This window comes from Robertmurraya massiliosenegalensis JC6 (assembly GCF_000311725.1).
Lineage (GTDB): Bacteria > Bacillota > Bacilli > Bacillales > Cytobacillaceae > Robertmurraya > Robertmurraya massiliosenegalensis.
This window is the reverse complement of sequence record NZ_HE978511.1, coordinates 694650-713512: the sequence shown is the minus strand read 5'-3', so window position 1 is coordinate 713512 and position 18863 is coordinate 694650. Positions and strand designations below refer to the sequence as shown.

The following is an 18863-nucleotide window of genomic DNA, read 5'->3' as shown; positions in this document are numbered from 1 at the left end:
GTTTCTATTTTAGGAAATGGAGCGTCTTTATAATTGAACGCAATCCTCCCATTTGGAATGCGTTCTTTTTTTATTATACAAAAAACGAATAGTTGAAATTTTTAGAAAAAATCTATAAGATCAATAGATAATCGAGTTAAAGTGTAGATTGGAGATGCAAAAACGATGGAAGAAATTTTGAAATGGTATGAGGAGTTTCATAAGATTCCGGAGATTGGTTGGAAGGAATTTAAGACAACGGATAAAATTGCTAGTATTTTGGACGAGCAAGGTGTTCGTTACAAACGATTGCCGAATATGACAGGAATTGTCGCCGAAATCGGGGAAGGAGAAGAAGTTATTGCCGTTCGAGCAGATATCGATGCTTTGTGGCAAGAAGTTGATGGAGTGTGGAAAGGGAACCATTCCTGTGGTCATGACGCCAATATTGCGATGGTGTTAGGGTCCATTTTACACTTGAAAGATAAACCGCTAACAAAGAAAATCCGCTACATTTTTCAACCTGCTGAAGAAATCGGCGAAGGTGCCTTAGCATTGCTTGAACAAGGGGTAATGGATGATGTTAGCCATCTTTTTGGTATTCATCTTCGTCCGATTGAAGAGCTTCCATTAGGAAAGGTGTCTGCCTCGATTCAGCACGGTGCACATGTTTCCCTTATCGGAAAAGTGGAAGGAGTCGACGCCCATGCCGCTCGCCCTCATCAAGGACAGAATGCTCTTGATGTCATCGTAACTCTGCATCAATTATTAAAAACGATTTATATGGATCCATCTGAAGCGTGCTCTGTTAAATTGACGAAGGTTATGGCAGGAGGAGAAAGTATCAATATCATTCCAGGTACAGCGGAATTTGCAGTTGACGTTCGGGCCCAAAAAAATGACGTGCTTTCAGCGATTCGTAAAGAAGTGGAACATATATTAGATAAATTAGAAGTTTTATTTGATCTAAAAATAGATTGGGAATGGACGAGTTTGACACCAGCGGCAGAGGTCTCACGAGAAGCAGAAGAAATTGCAGAAGATGCGATTAAGGCTCTACTAGGGCCAGAAGCATTTGCTCCATCTATCATAACACCTGGTGGAGACGACTTTCATTACTATACGATTAAAAAGCCTCAAATAAAAGCTTCGATGATTGGAGTCGGTGCAGATCTGAAGCCAGGACTTCATCACCCCAACATGAATTTTGATAAATCAGCATTAAATCAAGGAGCTTCCGTGCTAGCGGAAACTTTACTAAGAGCATAAAAGAAAAAGGCTGGATCCTTGGTGATTCCTGCCTTTTTACATTTCACGTTCTTTTAAATTGTAGGCTCCCTTTAACTGCAGTTCTCTTTTGGCAGCAGGGTTCCAATTAACGAGGAAAATTCCTAAAAAGATTAAGAAACCACCAATTAGCAGGTTATATGTTAATGGCTCATTTAATAGTATCCATCCGGATAAAACTCCGAAAAAAGGGGCTAAAAAGAGAAACGCACTTGTTTTTCCCGGATCTCCAATTCGAAGTACAGTAAACCAACTGCCAAATTGAACGACGGAAGCCATAATTGCTAACCATAATAAAATACTGATCGATTCACCGGTAATGATAAAGTGAGGTTTTTCAAATAACAAACTCGTAATAATTAAGACAATGCCGCCAAATAACATTTGATAGGCTGTTAAAACCCAATTGTCGAATTCATTTTCCCATGCTTTAATCAAGAGTGTTGCGATCGCCCAGCTTACTGCAGAAAAAAGGCCAAGGATCGTCCCTATTTCATATTGAAGGCTCATGCCAAGGGTAATAAAGACACCGATAAAACCAACGCTAACACCAATCCATTGTAAAACTCGATACTTGGTTTTGACGAAAACGGTTCCAAACAAAACGACTAAAAAAGGGTTTGTAAACGTCAAGATTGAGGACTCACCAGCATTAATCGTCTTTAAACTTAAGAAAATACATCCCATTACCCCTGCCGTTTGGAATAATCCAACGACTATTATTTTCCCCCATGATTTAAGTGACTTCGGATGAATGCGATGGAATAGCTTAACAAAAAGAGCCATAACAAGCCCGGCAAGGGTAAAACGGCAGGCGACTAAAAGTATAGGCGACGAAAAGGCGAGACCCATCTTGCCAATTGCAAAGGATGAACCCATTAAACTAGTGGCTAATAAAATTAAACCTGAGTAGAGCCATTTATTCATTCCGTTTCTCCATTCTCAAGATTTTAAACGTATCAATAATGGGAATCTAATACTAGAATATTAATTGATTTTTTGGATTATTTCAACAAAATAGTTTAATGTGAATGTTTTCGATATCACCTCAGTATGATGGTGATAAAGGGAGGAGATTAAGATGGAAAAAATTAAATATGAAACAAATAATAAAATCGCATTCATTACGATTCATCGACCCAAACAGTTAAATTGTTTTGATTATGAGACTTTACATAAATTAGAAGAGATTGTAGATGAAACTAAATTTAATCAAGATATTCGAGTTGTCATGATTACTGGAGCTGGAGAAAAGGCGTTTAGCGTCGGGGCCGATTTAAAAGAGAGAAGGCACTTGAATGAACAACAAGTACGTAGAAATGTTCAAAAGATCAGAGATGTCTTTACAAAAATTGAAGAACTTCCACAGCCTACAATTGCAGCAATTAATGGTTATGCTTTAGGCGGAGGACTTGAATTGGCGTTAGCCTGTGATTTTCGTTATGCCGTAAAAAGTGCTCAATTAGGATTAACGGAGGTTAGCTGGGCCATTATCCCAGGAGCTGGTGGAACGCAAAGACTATCAAGATTAATAGGAGTTGCGAGAGCAAAGGAGCTAATTTTAACAGCACGAAAAATCGATGCCAATACGGCATATGAGCTCGGAATTGTAACAAGAGTAGTAGAACGTGAGCAATTAATAAGTAGTTCCATTGAATTAGCTGAAGAAATATTAAAAAATGGACCTCTTGCTGTTGCCCAAGCAAAATATGCAATAAATTATGGAAGTAATGTTGATTTAAAGACTGGTCTTGCCATTGAATCGAAGGCGTATGAGGTCATCATTCCAACTGAGGATCGGCTCGAAGCTCTGCGTGCTTTCAATGAAGGTAGGTCGCCACAATTTAAAGGAGAATAAGTTTAAAACATTGTGCAAAACCTAAAGGAAATAAATATTTAATTATGGTGGATGCACAATGGAATTATCAATGAATTGGAGTTCTATTTCAATCTTAGTAGCACCAATCATCTATTTCTTTACTATATATTCGCTATTTGGATGGTTGATTGAGAACACCCACAGCTATTTAACAAAAGGGGTATTTTTTAAAGAGAATTTCTTGTTAGGGCCATTTAAACCAATGTATGGCATTGCTCCTGTTCTACTAATTACTTTCATAACACCAGACACCGACTGGAAAATGGTTCTACTTATATGTTTTATCGTCCCAACAGCGGTAGAATATTTTAGTGGACTAATTTTAGACACCTATTTCCACAAAAAATGGTGGGATTATTCGAGAGAAAAATGGAATTTTCAAGGCCATATTTGTTTGAAGTTTTCATTCTCCTGGCTTTTACTATCATTAGTATGCGTGTATGTAATTCATCCAGTGGTGGAAAAGTCATGTCAACTTCTGGTGCAGCCTCTCGTGTTTACATGGCCATTTCTCCTCTTCTATTTTATCGTCGAGACACTTTGGGCAGTTCGGAGGCACATCGTTCAAAAAGAAACGATTGAAACACTTGGATAACAATCCAGGTGTTTTTTCATGGTTTCTTCCGAATGTGTGAAATTTGTCATAGCTGGATCTCGTTGCAAAATATATACTATGTGGATAAAACAATGAGTCATAAGGGAGATAGGCAGATGAGATTAAAATTGAAACTAGGTCCAAAAATTAATGTAGTTGTTTTAATTATGATGATGTTTTTGGCGATTGCGGTTGGTGGAGTCGTCGTACAGCAGGTAACAAAAGGAATCAAAGATTTCGCTTTGGAAAAGGCTAGAGGAGATTTAAATCTTGGAAAAAGTTATCTTGATGCTAAATTTCCAGGAGATTGGGCGATAAAAGATGGAAATCTCTACAAGGGTGAGACTCAGATCAGTGGGAATTTTGAAATTGTTGATGAAATTGGGGAACAAACGGGTGACACAGTTACGATTTTTCAAGGGAATACCCGAGTTGCAACAAATGTGATGAACAATGGCGAGCGTGCAGTCGGAACAGAGGTATCAGAGGAAGTCGCACAAGCTGTGTTAGAAGAAAATAAGGATTTTTTCGGTGAGGCAAATGTTGTTGGCAATAATTATGTAACCGGATACACACCTATCCATGATAAAAATGGTGAAACGATTGGGATTTTTTATGTGGGGGCACCACAACAAATTATTGATGAAACACTCACTTCGTTTATGAAAATATTTATTATTGTCCTTATCGTAATGGTCGGATTATCAATTGTAGTAGTCTATATCTTTACGAGGGGGTTAACGAAAAGATTGTCCACAATATCGTCTGCATTAGAGGCTGCAAAGCACGGAGATTTTACTAAAATGATTAAAGATGAGAAAGGTGACGAACTAAGCTTTCTATCAGAAAACTATAATTCAATGAAAGACCATCTACGAGAAATGATCCAAAAAGTCATTGAGAATTCAGAAAAAGTTGCTGCATCATCGCAGGAATTAACAGCAGGGGCACAGCAAACAACAGCGGCAACTGAGCATATTACCCATATCATTCAAGAGGTTGTGGAAGGGGCTGAAAAGCAGGCGACGAATGTGGAGGAAAGTGCACGTGCGATGGATGAAGTGACCATCGGGATTAATAATCTTGCCGAAAATTCCTCTCTTATCTCTGCATCAACCCAAAAAACTAGAGAACATGCAGAGCAAGGTGGAGTGCTAATTAATGAGACAGTTGGGCAGATGGAAACGATTCATCAGTCTGTGAATGCGAGTAGTCTAGCAGTTAAACTATTAGATGAGCGTTCTAAACAAATAGGTGTCATTACGAATACGATTTCTGACATTGCAAATCAAACGAATTTATTAGCTCTAAATGCTGCAATTGAAGCTGCGAGGGCAGGGGAGCATGGAAAAGGTTTTGCAGTTGTAGCTGAAGAGGTGCAAAAACTGGCGGTTCAAGCACAGCAATCTTCTACACAAATTTCAGAACTTATTCATGCGATCAACAATGAGATGAATGAAACCTATAAATCGATGGAACAAGTCAACACAGATGTTTCCAAAGGGTTGTCAATTGTTGAGAAAACAGAGGATAGTTTTAAAGAGATTATGAAGGCAATGGAAGAAATGGAGATAAAAATAGCAGAAGCAGCAGCAACGGCTGAACAAATGTCAGCTAGTGCTGAAGAAGTGTCGGCAACGGCAAGCGGAATTTCAGAAATAGCACAGCAATCGATGCAACATACTCAATCTGTCTCTGCGTCAACAGAGGAGCAGTTAGCATCCATGCAGCAAATACTAGCATCGGCTAATGGACTAAATTCAATTGCTGAACATCTTCAGGAAACCGTCGCAGAATTCAAATTATAAGTGGATTCATAATAAATAAGGTTTTTTTTCAAACATTGTTGCTATTTAGTCATAGATAGGAGAATAAAGCCCTATTATTCCTCGTTAAATAAGGAGCAAGTAAGCGAAAATAATGTGTGTTCTAAAACCTCATTTGTGGCCGACATTTACGAAATAACCTCTATCATTACGAAAACAGCAATAAATAATGAAGAGGCAGGGACATAACTAGCTTTAAATCATGAGAAAGGTGAATCCTGAGGGTACTCAAATTCACCTTTCTTTATTTTTGTCTTAACGCAAGACCTTCGAATTTTTCCTCGTACAAAAAAATCGAGTGAAATGCAAATTAGTCTTCAAGAATCGACATCGATTTCCGCTTTGTCTATACTTCTCCTATAAGACCCTATTACATCTCTCACCCTTAAGCGGAGTTTTTCCTGTTATCTCCTCATTGGAGTCCTTTTTAGGGGAAATAACGGAAGATTTTCCGCTTACAGAGAGCAAAAACGTTTATTTTGGCATTTTTTGAGGAAATAGCAGGAATTTCTCCTGTTATTTCGGCTCTTTTTCATGATGGTTGAGGCATTAAGCGGAAATTTTCCTGTTATCTTTTCATACCGATATGCCAACTGCGAGGGAATATATCCGCTCCGAACTAGATCAAAAAGTCGTGACCACTGACTTTTTGACCCAGCCACACATTTGAACAACTATTTAAACTTTTAGTACTCCACCTGTGCTTGCATTGGTGACAAGTTTTGAATAGCGGGCAAGATAGCCTTTTTTTACTTTAGATTCGAAACCTTTCCAATTTGCTTTCCGTTTTTCAAATTCTTCATCAGAAATCTCTAAGATGATTTTCCGATTGTTCAAATCGAGTTCGATGATATCTCCATCTTCGACGAAGGCAATCGGCCCGCCTTCTGCTGCTTCAGGTGAAATATGACCGATGGAAATTCCTCGAGAAGCACCAGAAAATCGTCCATCTGTAATAAGTCCAACTTTAGCGCCTAATCCGCGACCAACAATTTGGGAGGTAGGGGCAAGCATTTCAGGCATTCCTGGACCACCTTTTGGACCTTCATAGCGAATCACGACTACATCGCCTTCTTTTACCTTTCCGGTGATAATGCCAGATAATGCATCCTCCTGCGAGTCAAAACAAATGGCAGGGCCTCTATGATAACCACCGACAGAAGGGTCAACGGCTCCCACCTTGATGACCGATCCTTCTGGAGCAAGGTTTCCAAATAAAACTGCTAATCCGCCTTTCTCTGAATGAGGGTTATCTAAAGGACGGATGACATCCTTATCGAGAATGTCACAGCCTGCGACATTTTCTTTTAATGTTTTCCCTGTAACAGTTAAACAGTCTCCATTCATGGCACCTGGCTTCTTTAATACTTCATTGATAATGGCACTTACACCACCAGCATTATGAACATCTTCAATATGATAGTTAGAAGCAGGTGCAATTTTAGCTAGATGTGGGACACGAGCCGCAATCTCGTTAATACGTTCAAGGGAGTAATCGATTTCAGCTTCATGCGCTAAGGCTAATGTGTGTAGAACGGTGTTCGTGGAACCGCCCATTGCCATATCCAATGCGAATGCGTTATCGATGGCATCAATAGTCACGATGTCACGCGGCTTGATGTCTTTTTCGATTAATGTCATCAATTGCTTTGCGGATTTTTTCACAAATTCCTTTCGTTCTTCCGCAACAGCCAAAATCGTTCCGTTTCCAGGTAAGGCTAGACCAAGACCTTCTGCTAAACAGTTCATCGAGTTTGCTGTAAACATTCCTGAACACGAACCACAAGAAGGACATGCCACTTGTTCGATTTCTGTTAATCTAGCTTCATCAATTTTACCAGATTGGAAGGCCCCAACCCCTTCAAATACGGAGGTTAAGTCAAGAGCATTGCCCTCGCTATCTACACCAGCTTTCATCGGTCCACCGCTGACAACAATAGTAGGAATGTTTACACGGAGTGCCGCCATTAGCATCCCTGGTGTGATTTTGTCACAGTTTGGAATACAAACCATCCCATCAAACCAGTGTGCGGCTACGACAGTTTCAACTGAATCGGCAATGATCTCGCGACTTGGTAATGAATAGCGCATCCCAATATGTCCCATTGCGATTCCATCATCAACTCCAATTGTATTCATCTCAAATGGGACGCCTCCAGCTTCACGAATAGCATCTTTGACAATTTTTCCAAACTCCTGTAAATGCACATGTCCTGGAACAATATCAATATATGAATTTACAACGGCAATAAAAGGTTTATCAAAGTCTTCTTCTTTTACACCAGCAGCTCGAAGTAAGCTTCGATGGGGTGCACGGTCAAATCCTCTTTTGATCATATTACTACGCATTTCTGCCAACATAATTCCCTCGCTTTCAAATAACACTAAGAATAATTATTTAACTTTTTAATATTTTAACATTATTCAAAGAAATTGGACAGAATTTCCCTTTAACACTTTTAATTAAAAAAGTATAAGTGGTTTTTAAAACTACTTATTGTTAATTTGTTGATTTATTATATGGTGTTGAGTTTACATCAAGCGGTTTTTAGGGTAAAATAAAGGAGATATTAGATGAAATGAGGTCCGTGAATGGGAAAGCTAGATCAATATATTGAAGGCCTTGACCTTCAAAATGAAATATCACTTACTGACATTCCAGAGATTGATTTATATATGGATCAAGTGATTCAGTTGTTCGAGAATCACTTTAAAGAGACGAAACGAAATGAAGATGAGAAAATCCTTACGAAGACAATGATCAATAATTATGCGAAAGCAAAATTATTTTTTCCAATAAAAATAAAAAGTATTCAAAAGATCATTTACTATTAATCAGCTTAATTTATCAATTAAAAGGCTCACTCTCGATTAATGATATTAAAGAGACTTTTCAGGGAATAAATAAATTAATGGTAGAAGAGGAAAGCTTTGAATTAGAACGTTTTTATGAAGGCTATTTAGAGCTCAGTAAAGAGAATACGGAAAATTTTAAAAGGGATATTCAGGAGCGACGAACGGAAGTTGACAAGGAAATTGCAAAGCTTGAGACAGATACACCTGATTATTTGCATAAAGTGTTGCTTATTACTTCGCTCGCTCATATAAGTAACTTATATCGAAGAGCGGCTGAAAAGCTTGTTGATGAGATTATGGAAGAACAAGAAGGAAAGAAGGAAACAAAATGAGCGAAACCCATACGTTTACGAAAGGTGAAGAAATTGCAAATGCCATTACCCACGGAATCGGTGCAATATTAAGTATCGTTGCGTTAGTCTTTTTGATTATCCAGTCGGCCATTCATGGCAATGCATGGCATGTCGTTAGCTTTACGTTATTTGGTAGCACAATGCTTCTCATGTATCTTTGCTCAACAATGTTACACAGTTTACCATCAGGCAAAGCGAAGGATGTTTTTGAAATATTTGATCATTCGGCAATCTACTTTTTTATCGCAGGAACGTATACACCATTCTTATTTCTTGTGATTAAAGGGTGGTTGGGATGGACAATTTTCGGCATCGTCTGGGGTCTAGCTATTGCTGGAACTGTTTTTAAATCCTTTTTTGTGAAAAAATTTGTCCTCTATTCCACATTGTTGTATGTATTGATGGGATGGTTAATTGTCTTTGCTTGGAAACCTTTAATGAATAATCTCCCGCAAAATGCCATTCTATTGCTCGTGCTTGGTGGATTATTGTATACGCTCGGCTCTGTTTTTTATGTGTGGAGAGGATTTAAATATCATCATACCCTGTGGCATGTGTTTGTTATTGGAGGAAGTGTTGCTCATTTCTTCTGCGTATTTCTATATCTTGTCTAAGATGATTCGAGTCTTGTCATTATCTATGCTGAAACTTTCCTTGTATAATGTAAACGTGCGATTAACTTATTTGTAAGTGGAGGAATTTTTATGAAGTGCAAAATCAACAAAAATGCGGCAAAAGTCCTGAAAGATATGCTAACTAATGAAGAAGCAGAAGGAAAGATGATTCGTGTCTTTATCACTCATATGCATGATGATCACGCTCATTATGATTTAAAGTTTGATACCCCTACAGAGCATGATGAAATTGTTCAAACGGACAAAGGAATCGATATTCTTCTTGATAAACGAGAGGAATTTTTAGATGGTGTTTGGATTAAATATTTCTTCGTCCCAGAACCACAGTTTGAAATCACCAACCCTTCAAAGGAAGGTCATGGACACCACCACCATTAATGATTGAGGGTAAACTTTTTAAATGGCGAGTGAATTCTATTTAGAATTTGCGTGCCATTTTTTATTTTTGCGTAAAGTAGGTGAGTCTAAAGTGATAAAAAGGGAATCCGAATTAGAGGTGTATTCAGAAAAAAGTAAGCAAGAAACCGACATAGGGTGTCCGAATGCATTTTCCAATTTTACACGGAAACAACAAACTCACGATAGGTATTTATATCATCATTTTCTCGGAAAAATCTTCCTTATTCCCCATGATTTGAGGTAAAATAGAAAAATTAAAGGGGGAAAGGAACATGATTAGAAAGTTAACAAGAGACGATCACGAACGATGCTTTGCACTTTTAAAAACAGCAGCGGCAGAAAATCTTTTTATTATTGGTGATATTGAGGCCTATGGATATGACAAAGATTTTCAGAAGATATGGGGAGATTTTGATACAAATGAACAATTAATTGCCGTTCTATTAAAATATGAAAATAATTATATTCCGTATGCAAAGGCAGAATTTGACGCAAAAGGGTTTGCTAAAATCATGGATCAAGATCCCGATTTCTTTATGATGTCGGGGTTAAAGGAAATAACAGCAAAGATTGAGCCCTTTCTCGAAAAAAAGCTTGTAAGAAAAAGAGAAATGTACTATGCGAAGTGTACAAGTCTCCAATCGAATCAAGCCGATGTGTCTAACGTGAAACAGGCACAGCCAAATGATGCTGAAGCGTTGGTGGACTTGCTCAATCGTATTCCAGAGTTTACAGATTCTATTATTACAGTCGAAAGAAAGCGCAGAGGCTTAGAGGATGGATCTTCCCGTTCTTTTTATATAGAAGAAGGTGGAAAAATGGTTTCGACTGCTTCCACCGCTGCTGAGAATTCTATGTCAGCAATGGTTGTAGGAGTAGCGACTTTAGAGAACTATAAGAAAAAAGGCTATGCAACTGCTTGTATGGAAAAACTGTGTGGTACCCTTCTAGAAGAGGGAAAAGAGCTCTGTTTATTTTATGATAATCCTGCTGCAGGCGCTATTTACAAACGAATCGGTTTCGAGGATATAGGGTTCTGGATGATGTATACATTTGAACATTAATAAAGGCCTATTCAAATGTCATCCTGTGGACATGTACGAAAAAACCACAATCATTACGAAAACAGCGAAAAAAATAGGAAAGTTTGCGCAAGCAAACTTTCCTTCGAATTAAAATGGATATTGACGTTCTTTCGTTTGGATTGATACCCATTTTGTTACGGTGAATTCTTCGACAACCCAAGGATTCCCGAAGCGACCTAATCCGCTCGCTTTATTGCCCCCAAATGGAATATGTGGAGCATCATTAACCGTTTGGTCGTTAATATGTGTCATACCAGCATCAATGTGAAGAGCGAGTTCTTCTCCTTTTTGTAAATCGTTTGTGAAAATAGCTGAGCTTAACCCGTATTCAGTATCACTAGCAAGGGCGATTGCTTCCTCATCAGTTGCAGCTTTAATAATCGGGGCAATGGGGGCAAAAAGCTCAGTTTGTGCAAGTTTGCTTGCATTATCAACATTCGTGAAAACATAAGGAGTCATAATATTGCCGACTCGTTTTCCTTCCAAAGCTATCGTTGCTCCATCACGCTTTGCCTCTTCGACATAGGAGAAAGCCTTTTCAAGTTGGCGTTCATTGATGAGGGGTCCGATAATATTCGTTGGATCTTTCGGATCACCATAAGGAATAGCTTTAGCTCTTTCCACAAATTTCTTTACAAATTGATCGTATTTATCTTGATGAACAATGATGCGGTTAATGATCATACAGATTTGTCCTTGATGAATAAATTTCCCGAATATAGCGGCGTTGACAGCCCTGTCAACATCCGCATCAGATAATACGACAAACGGGCTATTTCCACCGAGTTCCAGAGCAACCCGTTTTAAGTTTTGACCTGCGATCCCACCAATATGTCGCCCGACGGCTGATGAACCTGTGAAGCTAATTAGTTTTGGTATTGGATTCCTTAGCATTTCATCCCCGATTTCCTCAATATCAGTCAAAATCACATTTAATACACCCGCAGGTAAACCTGCGTACTCAAAGGCTTTTGCAATAATCGATCCACCAGCTAGAGCGACTTGAATATCGGGTTTGTGAACGACACTATTTCCGAGTGCAATGGCTGGTGCGATCGTTCTCATGGATAGATTAAGTGGAAAATTAAAGGGTGAAATAGACGAGATCACTCCTAAAGGTAGGCGATAGATATGATTAAGCTTATCTCCAGAATTTGTCACTTCACGAACTTTATGAACTTCATCTGCATATTTAATGGATTCCTCTAAAAACTCTAGAGCAAGATGATGCTCAACATTGCACTTTAACACGCTTCCACCGGTATCACGAACTAATGTCTGAACAATTTCATCCTTATTGTCTTTAAAATATTCGATTGCTTTTTCGAGAACGTTTCTCCTTTCATCTACTGACGATTTTGCCCATAATTTCTGAGCTTCTTCAGCAACTACGAAGGCTTGTTCAAGCTGTTCCTTCGTTGCAAGCCGTACAGTTGCGAGCGTGGAGCGATCATACGGATTCAAAACGTTATAGCTACGCTCACTTTCTCCTGTTACCCAAACTCCATTAATATAACTTTTGTCCATCACACCTACTGCCTGCATATGCAAACTCCCTTCTGAATTAAATTGATAACGCTTTCATAAATAATGCTCGATGATGGGAATAAATGTATGAATAGTAAAATTATATAAATGAAAAACAAGGACGTAAATGTCCTTGTTGCGGTATGTGAAACAATTAAGAAATATTTATAGGATGATCGTTTAATAGAGAAAGAACCCCTTTGTCACTACTGTTTTTCGGTGGCCACACTGATAAATCGAAAGGATAGTCTGAGCCAGGAACGACCGATTTTTCCCCAACGGTTTTAATGAGAAAATCAATGCTGTCCTCATTCCAGAGTACAGTATCGTACCAAAAGCGGCTTACGTATTCCGATGGACGGGCTTGCAAATTATGTGAAACTAAGTCCCATTGTTCAAAGCCTTTATCTAGTCTACCAATTTGGTAGGGAAGAAAACCGCCGCCATGAGCAAAGAGAATTTTTACTTTTGGAAATTTGTCAATCATGCCACTTAACAATATATCTGTTGCACATACGGTCGTTTCCCACGGAACGCCAATTAAATTCGGCATCATTCTCCTTTTGAGACGAGGTTCCTCACAAAGGAGAGGATGGATAAAGACAATCGCTTCTAGCCGGTTCGCTTCCTCAAAAAACGGGGTGAAGAAGTGGTCTGATAGCATATGGCCTTCAATTCCCGGTCCGATAATGACTCCCTTTAAGCCAAGCTGCATGGCTTCCCCTAAAATCTTTGCTGCTTTAACGGGATTGGTTAAAGGAACGGTTCCTAATGCTGAGAGTTCATTAGGATGAGAGGTTACGAGATTGGCTAATGCCAGATTATACACCCTTGAAACCTCTGTAGAAATATCATCGGTGAAATCATACATAAATAGCTGTGGGATCGGTGAAAGGATAGAATGAGAGACACCAACATCTTTTTGTTCACTTAAAAATAACGAACTATCTATGAAAGCTTTCTTCAATTCAAAACCCCATTTTCCGTTTACAACTAAAAAATCATCCTTGTTCTCATCTTTTTTTACCCATCTAGCATCGACTTTTTGTTGATGATCTTTTAACCAAGATAAGACTTCTGAAGGGATAAAATGTGTATGGAAATCGTACATGCTAATCACTCCTCACTTTTATTAGTGTCCTCGATAACCCATTCTCTCGGATATTTCTTTCGCTGCTTGAATGACTTTTTTGGAGAGCGTGGGAATTTTATGTGTTTGGATTCTTTGTTTTGGTCCGACCACAGTAAGTGCGGCAATCACTTTACCTCTGTAGTCATAGATGGGAGCAGCAACGGAATTAACCCCTTCGAGAAACTCTTCGACACTATAGGCAAAGCCGTCTTTTCTCACTTTTTTAAGGTATGTTCGAAGTTGCTCAGGGTCTGCTACTGTGTTTTTATTAAATTTCTGAAGACTTTTATTGATAACGCTTTCAACAATTTTATCATCTGAAAAAGCGAGTAGAACTTTTCCTGAACTTGTGCAATAGGCTGGGTTTCTTTTGCCGATATGTGTTAAGAATCGGACAGGATGGTTACATTCGACTTTATTTAAATAAATCACTTCAAGGTTATCTAGTACAGAAATATGAGCCGTTTCACCAATGTTTTCGACTAATTTCATAAGCACGGGTTGGGACTCTCGATAAACATCCATATGACTATTCACGATGCCACTTAAAGATAGAATCGACAGTCCTAAACGATATTTTTTTGATTCGGGGTCCTTAAATACAAAGCCTTCACTTGCAAGTGTACTCATCGTTCTGCTTACTGTACTTTTATTAAGCCCAAGTGAAGCTGAGAGATCAGAAATCTTTTTTTCAGGTTCATCCGTTGTAAAGCTTTTTAGAATACGGAGAGCATTTTTAACCGATGAAAGATGATGATCATCACGTTCAATTATGGCCATTTACCATTCCCCTTTCAAGTTTCTTTATAGTAAACAAGGATTCTATAATGGAAATCTTAACAAAATCGAAAATAAAAATAAAGGGATTTTTCTAAAAATTCAACTTTTTATTTAAAATAACTAGAAGCTTGATTTAATGCGGTTAAAAAGTTTATAAAAAATATCCCGTGTTGCATATAGAGCAATTCGTACATTGTATTCGTAAAAGGGAAGCGTTAACATAATTTTTAGAAAATATAGAAAAAACATAAGGTTAGGGAGGACTCACATCATGCAAGTAGAAACGAAAGTAAAAGCAATGAATTGTTTGCACTTCATTAATGGACAGTTTGTACAATCCCAGAATAAAAAAACATTTGAGAATATTAATCCTGCTACAGAAGAAGTGCTTGGAACGGTTGCCGAAGGTGGAAAAGAAGAAGTTGATTTTGCTGTAAGAGCAGCGAGAAGAGCACTAGATGGTCCATGGAAAAAAATCACTCTAACAGAACGGTCAAAGATCATTCGTAGAATTGGAGATTTAATTTTAGAGAGACAGGAAGAGCTTGCGAGATTGGAGTCACTGGATACAGGGAAGCCATTTGCATTAGCGAAAAAAATCGATATTCCTAGAGCAGCATATAACTTTCATTTTTTTGCTGATTACATGATTTCGGTAGGAACAGATGCCTATCAACAAGATGACCAAGCCATTCATTATGCTTATCGCAGGCCGGTTGGAGTAGTCGGTATCATTAAACCTTGGAATCTCCCATTATTACTTTTAACTTGGAAACTAGCCCCTTGTTTAGCGATGGGGAACACAGCGGTCATTAAACCTGCCGAATGGACACCGATGACAGCGACCGTTTTGATGGAAATTTGCAAAGAAGCAGGAGTGCCCGATGGCGTAGTGAATCTTGTCCATGGATTTGGACCAAACTCCGCAGGAGGCGCGATTTCAGAACATCCAGATATTGATGCGATTTCCTTCATTGGTGAACCAGGAACAGGTACAGCGATTATGAAGTCGGCAGCTGATTCTCTAAAAAAACTTTCCTATGAGTTAGGTGGGAAAAATCCAAATATAATTTTTGCTGACAGTGATTTAGATGATGTTATTGAAACTACGATTCGTTCGAGCTTTATTAATCAAGGGGAAGTTTGTCTCTGTGGCTCGCGGATTTATGTTGAACGACCTATTTTTGATGAATTTGTGCAACGCTTTGTTGAGGCGACGAAGGAATTAAAGGTGGGTGATCCACTTGAAAAAGAAACCAATGTTGGAGCCCTCGTCAGTAAAGAACATTATGATCGTGTAAAAAGTTATGTGGAAATAGCGAAAAACGATGGTGGCACGATCCATACTGGTGGGAAACGCCCAGTCGGTATTGAAAAGGGCTACTTCCTTGAGCCAACGATTATCACTGGATTAGATCGGAATTCTCGCTGTGTAAGAGAAGAGATTTTTGGACCAGTTGTCACGATTACACCATTTGATATGGAAGAAGAAGTGATTATGCAAGCGAATGATACTCATTATGGATTAAGTGCGACCATCTGGACTACGGATTTAAAGAAAGCCCATCGTGTTGCTCACCAAATTGAAGCAGGAATCATTTGGGTAAATACATGGTTCTTACGTGATTTAAGAACTCCGTTTGGAGGAATGAAGCATAGCGGGATTGGACGTACAGGTGGAATGCATAGTCTCGATTTTTACTCAGAACTTTCCAATATCACAATTAAATTATAGTTTTAAAAGGGAGGTCGAACACATGTTAAATAAAATAACGAAATTTGCTCGTAGCTTAGCAGAAGCGGAAGAAACTAAAAGAGGGATTGCTCCGATTTCGTCTATTGATTCAAAACTAACAATGAACGAGGCATATGCGATTCAACTTGAGAATATTCAAAGAAAAGTTGCTGAAGGGCAAAAAATAGTCGGAAAAAAAATTGGCCTTACTTCATTAGCTATGCAAAATCTATTAGGAGTCGATGAACCTGATTATGGTCATCTTCTCGATAGTATGGCTGTTGAAAATGGTGGCCGCATACCAGCTGATAAAGTATTGCAACCCAAGGTAGAAGGGGAGATAGCATTTATTTTAAACAGGGAACTTCGAGGTCCAAATGTGACGACATTAGATGTATTGAAAGCGACTGAATACATCGTTCCAGCACTTGAGATCGTCGATAGTCGTGTTCAAGATTGGAAGATCAAACTTCCTGATACGGTTGCAGATAATGCATCCTCAGGCTTCTTTGTTCTTGGAGGTAAACCTTTAAAGGTAGATGAAGTAGATTTGAAAATGGTGGGAATGGTCTTAACGAAAAACGGAGAAATCATGAATACGGGCATTGGAGCTGCTGCATTAGGAAATCCGGCCAGTTGTGTTGCATGGCTTGCTAACAAACTTTCAGATTTTGATATTCCGTTGCGGGAGGGTGAAGTGATTTTATCAGGTGCCCTTTCTGCAGCAGTCGAGGCAAAACAAGGAGATTCCTTTACTGCTCGATTCGCTCATCTTGGTCAGGTCAGTGTTCATTTTTAATGATATTTTAAAGGGGGAGGCACATGAATAAAGTAAAAGTGGCCATACTTGGCTCTGGAAATATTGGTACAGATCTCATGTTAAAGTTGAGGAGATCTGAGCTTCTATCCTTAACGACTGTAATTGGGATAGACCCACAATCAGAGGGGTTAAAAATGGCCAGAGAATTGGGATTTGAGACGATTGATACAGGGATTAAAGGATTTTTAGAAAAGTCAGAGCTAGCGGATATCGTCTTTGATGCTACCTCTGCGAAAGCACATATTAGACATGCGAAACTTCTAAGGGATGCAAGGAAGCAAGTTTTAGATTTAACACCTGCTGCAGTTGGACCATTTGTGGTTCCATCCGTCAATATTAATGAGCATTTAAATTCAGATAATATTAATTTAATCACATGTGGAGGTCAAGCGACAATTCCAATTGTTCATGCCATTAATCGTGTTCAAGCAGTTGAATATGCTGAGATCGTAGCTACGATTTCAAGTAGAAGTGCGGGGCCAGGTACACGAGCGAATATTGATGAATTTACACAGACGACTGCAAATGGAATTGAAAAAATTGGTGGAGCAAAAAAGGGGAAAGCGATTATTATCTTAAATCCAGCTGAGCCACCCATTATCATGAGAGATACGATTCATGTTTTACTAGAAGGCAAAAGGGTCGATAAAGTAAGAATCGTTGCTTCAGTTAATGAAATGGCAAAGCAGGTTCAGTCTTATGTTCCAGGTTATCGATTAAGACAAGAACCGTTTTTCGATGGCAATCGAGTCACAGTATTTATTGAAGTTGAAGGAGCAGGGGACTATCTCCCTAAATACTCGGGGAATTTAGATATTATGACAGCGGCCGCAGTGAAGGTAGCAGAAGAATGGGCAAAACATAAAATTGCAAAAGTAGCTCGTGTCTAATTTGCTAGAAGGGAGAGTTGTGCAGAAAATGGTAGCAAATAGAGATGTATTGATTACTGAGGTGGCATTAAGGGATGGGAGCCACGCAATCGGTCACCAATTTACAGTTGAGCAAATAGTAGCAGTAGCAAAAGGATTAGATGAAGCAAATGTCCCTTATATTGAAGTCTCTCATGGCGATGGTTTAGGCGGTTCTTCTTTACAATATGGCTTATCGAAAACAAATGAAATGGAGCTGATTGAGGCAGCCGTTGCCTCCGTAAAGAAAGCGAAAATTGCTGTCTTGTTATTACCAGGAATCGGCACGATGCCTGAGCTTAAGGAAGCAGCACAATTAGGGGCGAAAATGGCCCGAATTGCTACCCATGTTACAGAAGCCGATGTTTCACCACAGCATATTTCACTTGCGAAGGAGCTTGGAATGGAAACGGTTGGATTCCTCATGATGTCACATATGGCACCGACAGCTAAATTGGTTGAACAAGCCAAATTAATGGAAAGCTATGGTGCTGATACTGTCTATGTGGTTGACTCTGCCGGAGCACTTTTGCCTCATGAGGTTAAGGAAAGAATAAGGGCATTAAAGGACAGTTTAACAGTTAATGTTGGTTTTCATGCTCACAACAATCTATCTTTAGCAATGGCGAATACACTTACAGCAATTGATGAAGGAGCAACACGAATTGACGGTAGTATTCGTTGTCTTGGTGCAGGAGCTGGAAACACGCAAACAGAAGTCCTTGTATCAGTACTAGATAAGCTGCGTATTCAAACAGGGATTGATATTTATAAAATGATGGATATTGCAGAAAACATCGTTGCTCCTATCCTTGAAAAACCGCAGGAGATTACAAAAGATAGCCTTGTTTTAGGGTATGCAGGTGTGTATTCTAGCTTTCTCTTACATGCTCAAAAGGCTTCTGAAAGATTTGGAATTGACTCTCGAGATATTCTGATTGAACTTGGAAAAAGAAATGTTGTCGGTGGGCAGGAAGATATGATCGTTGATGTGGCAGCAGAACTTTCTGGGAAAAAGACAAAAGATTTAAATAGAGTTTGATTTTTTGAGTTTCGTTCGTGATATA

At 38.9% G+C, this 18863-nt stretch carries 16 protein-coding genes and 1 pseudogene; 12 read left to right on the top strand and 5 right to left on the bottom strand.

Annotated elements, in window-relative coordinates; genetic code table 11:
• The first annotated feature begins 165 nt into the window (after positions 1-165).
• A complete protein-coding gene (locus BMSHG_RS03670) occupies positions 166-1248 on the top strand; it encodes an amidohydrolase (protein WP_019153085.1) in 1083 nt (360 codons plus the stop codon).
• Positions 1249-1284: 36 nt separating this feature from the next.
• On the opposite strand, the gene BMSHG_RS03665 is transcribed toward BMSHG_RS03670, so the two are convergent.
• Positions 1285-2193 carry a DMT family transporter gene (locus BMSHG_RS03665; RefSeq protein WP_019153084.1) on the bottom strand — a complete coding sequence of 303 codons (909 nt, stop codon included), beginning with the start codon at positions 2191-2193 and terminating at the stop codon, positions 1285-1287.
• A gap of 154 nt (positions 2194-2347) precedes the next feature.
• Here BMSHG_RS03665 and BMSHG_RS03660 point away from each other — a divergent pair, with 154 nt between their 5' ends.
• The 3 genes from BMSHG_RS03660 (at position 2348) to BMSHG_RS03650 (ending at position 5548) form a co-directional block, all read left to right on the top strand.
• A complete protein-coding gene (locus BMSHG_RS03660) occupies positions 2348-3124 on the top strand; it encodes an enoyl-CoA hydratase-related protein (protein ID WP_019153083.1) in 777 nt (258 codons plus the stop codon).
• Positions 3125-3182: 58 nt separating this feature from the next.
• Entirely contained in the window at positions 3183-3740 is a 558-nt protein-coding gene (locus BMSHG_RS03655; protein ID WP_019153082.1) for a putative ABC transporter permease, read from the top strand.
• Between the two features lie 116 nt (positions 3741-3856).
• Positions 3857-5548 (top strand): methyl-accepting chemotaxis protein, encoded by a 1692-nt coding sequence (locus tag BMSHG_RS03650; RefSeq protein ID WP_019153081.1) that lies wholly within the window; start codon positions 3857-3859, stop codon positions 5546-5548.
• 696 nt (positions 5549-6244) lie between these two features.
• Here the strand turns inward: BMSHG_RS03650 and ilvD are convergent.
• On the bottom strand, positions 6245-7915 hold the full coding sequence (gene ilvD / locus BMSHG_RS03645; protein ID WP_034658515.1) for a dihydroxy-acid dehydratase: 1671 nt from the start codon (positions 7913-7915) through the stop codon (positions 6245-6247).
• Between the two features lie 243 nt (positions 7916-8158).
• Between ilvD and BMSHG_RS25655 the strand changes: the two are divergent.
• From BMSHG_RS25655 to BMSHG_RS03625, 4 genes and pseudogenes are all read left to right on the top strand, one after another.
• Positions 8159-8754: pseudogene (locus tag BMSHG_RS25655) on the top strand (DUF1836 domain-containing protein).
• The gene (gene trhA / locus BMSHG_RS03635) at positions 8751-9389 is read left to right on the top strand and encodes a PAQR family membrane homeostasis protein TrhA (RefSeq protein ID WP_019153079.1); all 639 of its coding nucleotides are present in this window, start codon (positions 8751-8753) and stop codon (positions 9387-9389) included. The pseudogene BMSHG_RS25655 and the gene trhA overlap by 4 nt, the downstream one beginning before the upstream one ends.
• Positions 9390-9479: 90 nt before the next feature.
• Positions 9480-9788, top strand: coding sequence for a heme biosynthesis protein HemY (locus BMSHG_RS03630; protein ID WP_019153078.1), 309 nt, complete (start codon positions 9480-9482; stop codon positions 9786-9788).
• 293 nt (positions 9789-10081) lie between these two features.
• Complete coding sequence (locus tag BMSHG_RS03625) at positions 10082-10873, top strand: GNAT family N-acetyltransferase (RefSeq protein WP_019153077.1); 792 nt, start codon at positions 10082-10084, stop codon at positions 10871-10873.
• A 108-nt stretch (positions 10874-10981) separates the two neighbouring features.
• On the opposite strand, the gene BMSHG_RS03615 is transcribed toward BMSHG_RS03625, so the two are convergent.
• The 3 genes from BMSHG_RS03615 to BMSHG_RS03605 form a co-directional block, all read right to left on the bottom strand.
• On the bottom strand, positions 10982-12439 hold the full coding sequence (locus tag BMSHG_RS03615; RefSeq protein WP_019153075.1) for an aldehyde dehydrogenase family protein: 1458 nt from the start codon (positions 12437-12439) through the stop codon (positions 10982-10984).
• A 136-nt stretch (positions 12440-12575) separates the two neighbouring features.
• A complete protein-coding gene (locus tag BMSHG_RS03610) occupies positions 12576-13532 on the bottom strand; it encodes an amidohydrolase family protein (RefSeq protein WP_019153074.1) in 957 nt (318 codons plus the stop codon).
• A gap of 21 nt (positions 13533-13553) precedes the next feature.
• Entirely contained in the window at positions 13554-14333 is a 780-nt protein-coding gene (locus BMSHG_RS03605; protein WP_019153073.1) for an IclR family transcriptional regulator, read from the bottom strand.
• 271 nt (positions 14334-14604) lie between these two features.
• Here BMSHG_RS03605 and BMSHG_RS03600 point away from each other — a divergent pair, with 271 nt between their 5' ends.
• Genes BMSHG_RS03600 through dmpG form a run of 4 tightly spaced genes read left to right on the top strand, consistent with a single transcriptional unit; the run spans position 14605 to position 18838 of the window.
• A complete protein-coding gene (locus tag BMSHG_RS03600) occupies positions 14605-16068 on the top strand; it encodes an aldehyde dehydrogenase (protein ID WP_019153072.1) in 1464 nt (487 codons plus the stop codon).
• 22 nt (positions 16069-16090) lie between these two features.
• Positions 16091-16867 carry a 2-keto-4-pentenoate hydratase gene (locus BMSHG_RS03595; protein ID WP_019153071.1) on the top strand — a complete coding sequence of 259 codons (777 nt, stop codon included), beginning with the start codon at positions 16091-16093 and terminating at the stop codon, positions 16865-16867.
• A 23-nt stretch (positions 16868-16890) separates the two neighbouring features.
• Entirely contained in the window at positions 16891-17778 is an 888-nt protein-coding gene (locus tag BMSHG_RS03590; protein ID WP_019153070.1) for an acetaldehyde dehydrogenase (acetylating), read from the top strand.
• 28 nt (positions 17779-17806) lie between these two features.
• Positions 17807-18838 carry a 4-hydroxy-2-oxovalerate aldolase gene (gene dmpG / locus BMSHG_RS03585; protein WP_026073311.1) on the top strand — a complete coding sequence of 344 codons (1032 nt, stop codon included), beginning with the start codon at positions 17807-17809 and terminating at the stop codon, positions 18836-18838.
• The last annotated feature ends 25 nt before the right edge of the window (positions 18839-18863 follow it).

Excerpts from the sequence above, each read along its gene's own strand:
- trhA (WP_019153079.1), top strand. The coding sequence starts at position 8,751 with ATGAGCGAAACCCATACGTTTACGAAAGGTGAAGAAATTGCAAATGCC.
- BMSHG_RS03600 (WP_019153072.1), top strand. The coding sequence starts at position 14,605 with ATGCAAGTAGAAACGAAAGTAAAAGCAATGAATTGTTTGCACTTCATT.
- BMSHG_RS03610 (WP_019153074.1), bottom strand. The coding sequence starts at position 13,532 with ATGTACGATTTCCATACACATTTTATCCCTTCAGAAGTCTTATCTTGG.
- BMSHG_RS03625 (WP_019153077.1), top strand. The coding sequence starts at position 10,082 with ATGATTAGAAAGTTAACAAGAGACGATCACGAACGATGCTTTGCACTT.
- BMSHG_RS03670 (WP_019153085.1), top strand. The coding sequence starts at position 166 with ATGGAAGAAATTTTGAAATGGTATGAGGAGTTTCATAAGATTCCGGAG.
- dmpG (WP_026073311.1), top strand. The coding sequence starts at position 17,807 with ATGGTAGCAAATAGAGATGTATTGATTACTGAGGTGGCATTAAGGGAT.
- BMSHG_RS03615 (WP_019153075.1), bottom strand. The coding sequence starts at position 12,439 with ATGCAGGCAGTAGGTGTGATGGACAAAAGTTATATTAATGGAGTTTGG.
- BMSHG_RS03605 (WP_019153073.1), bottom strand. The coding sequence starts at position 14,333 with ATGGCCATAATTGAACGTGATGATCATCATCTTTCATCGGTTAAAAAT.
- BMSHG_RS03650 (WP_019153081.1), top strand. The coding sequence starts at position 3,857 with ATGAGATTAAAATTGAAACTAGGTCCAAAAATTAATGTAGTTGTTTTA.
- BMSHG_RS03665 (WP_019153084.1), bottom strand. The coding sequence starts at position 2,193 with ATGAATAAATGGCTCTACTCAGGTTTAATTTTATTAGCCACTAGTTTA.
- BMSHG_RS03630 (WP_019153078.1), top strand. The coding sequence starts at position 9,480 with ATGAAGTGCAAAATCAACAAAAATGCGGCAAAAGTCCTGAAAGATATG.
- ilvD (WP_034658515.1), bottom strand. The coding sequence starts at position 7,915 with ATGCGTAGTAATATGATCAAAAGAGGATTTGACCGTGCACCCCATCGA.
- BMSHG_RS03655 (WP_019153082.1), top strand. The coding sequence starts at position 3,183 with ATGGAATTATCAATGAATTGGAGTTCTATTTCAATCTTAGTAGCACCA.
- BMSHG_RS03595 (WP_019153071.1), top strand. The coding sequence starts at position 16,091 with ATGTTAAATAAAATAACGAAATTTGCTCGTAGCTTAGCAGAAGCGGAA.
- BMSHG_RS03590 (WP_019153070.1), top strand. The coding sequence starts at position 16,891 with ATGAATAAAGTAAAAGTGGCCATACTTGGCTCTGGAAATATTGGTACA.
- BMSHG_RS03660 (WP_019153083.1), top strand. The coding sequence starts at position 2,348 with ATGGAAAAAATTAAATATGAAACAAATAATAAAATCGCATTCATTACG.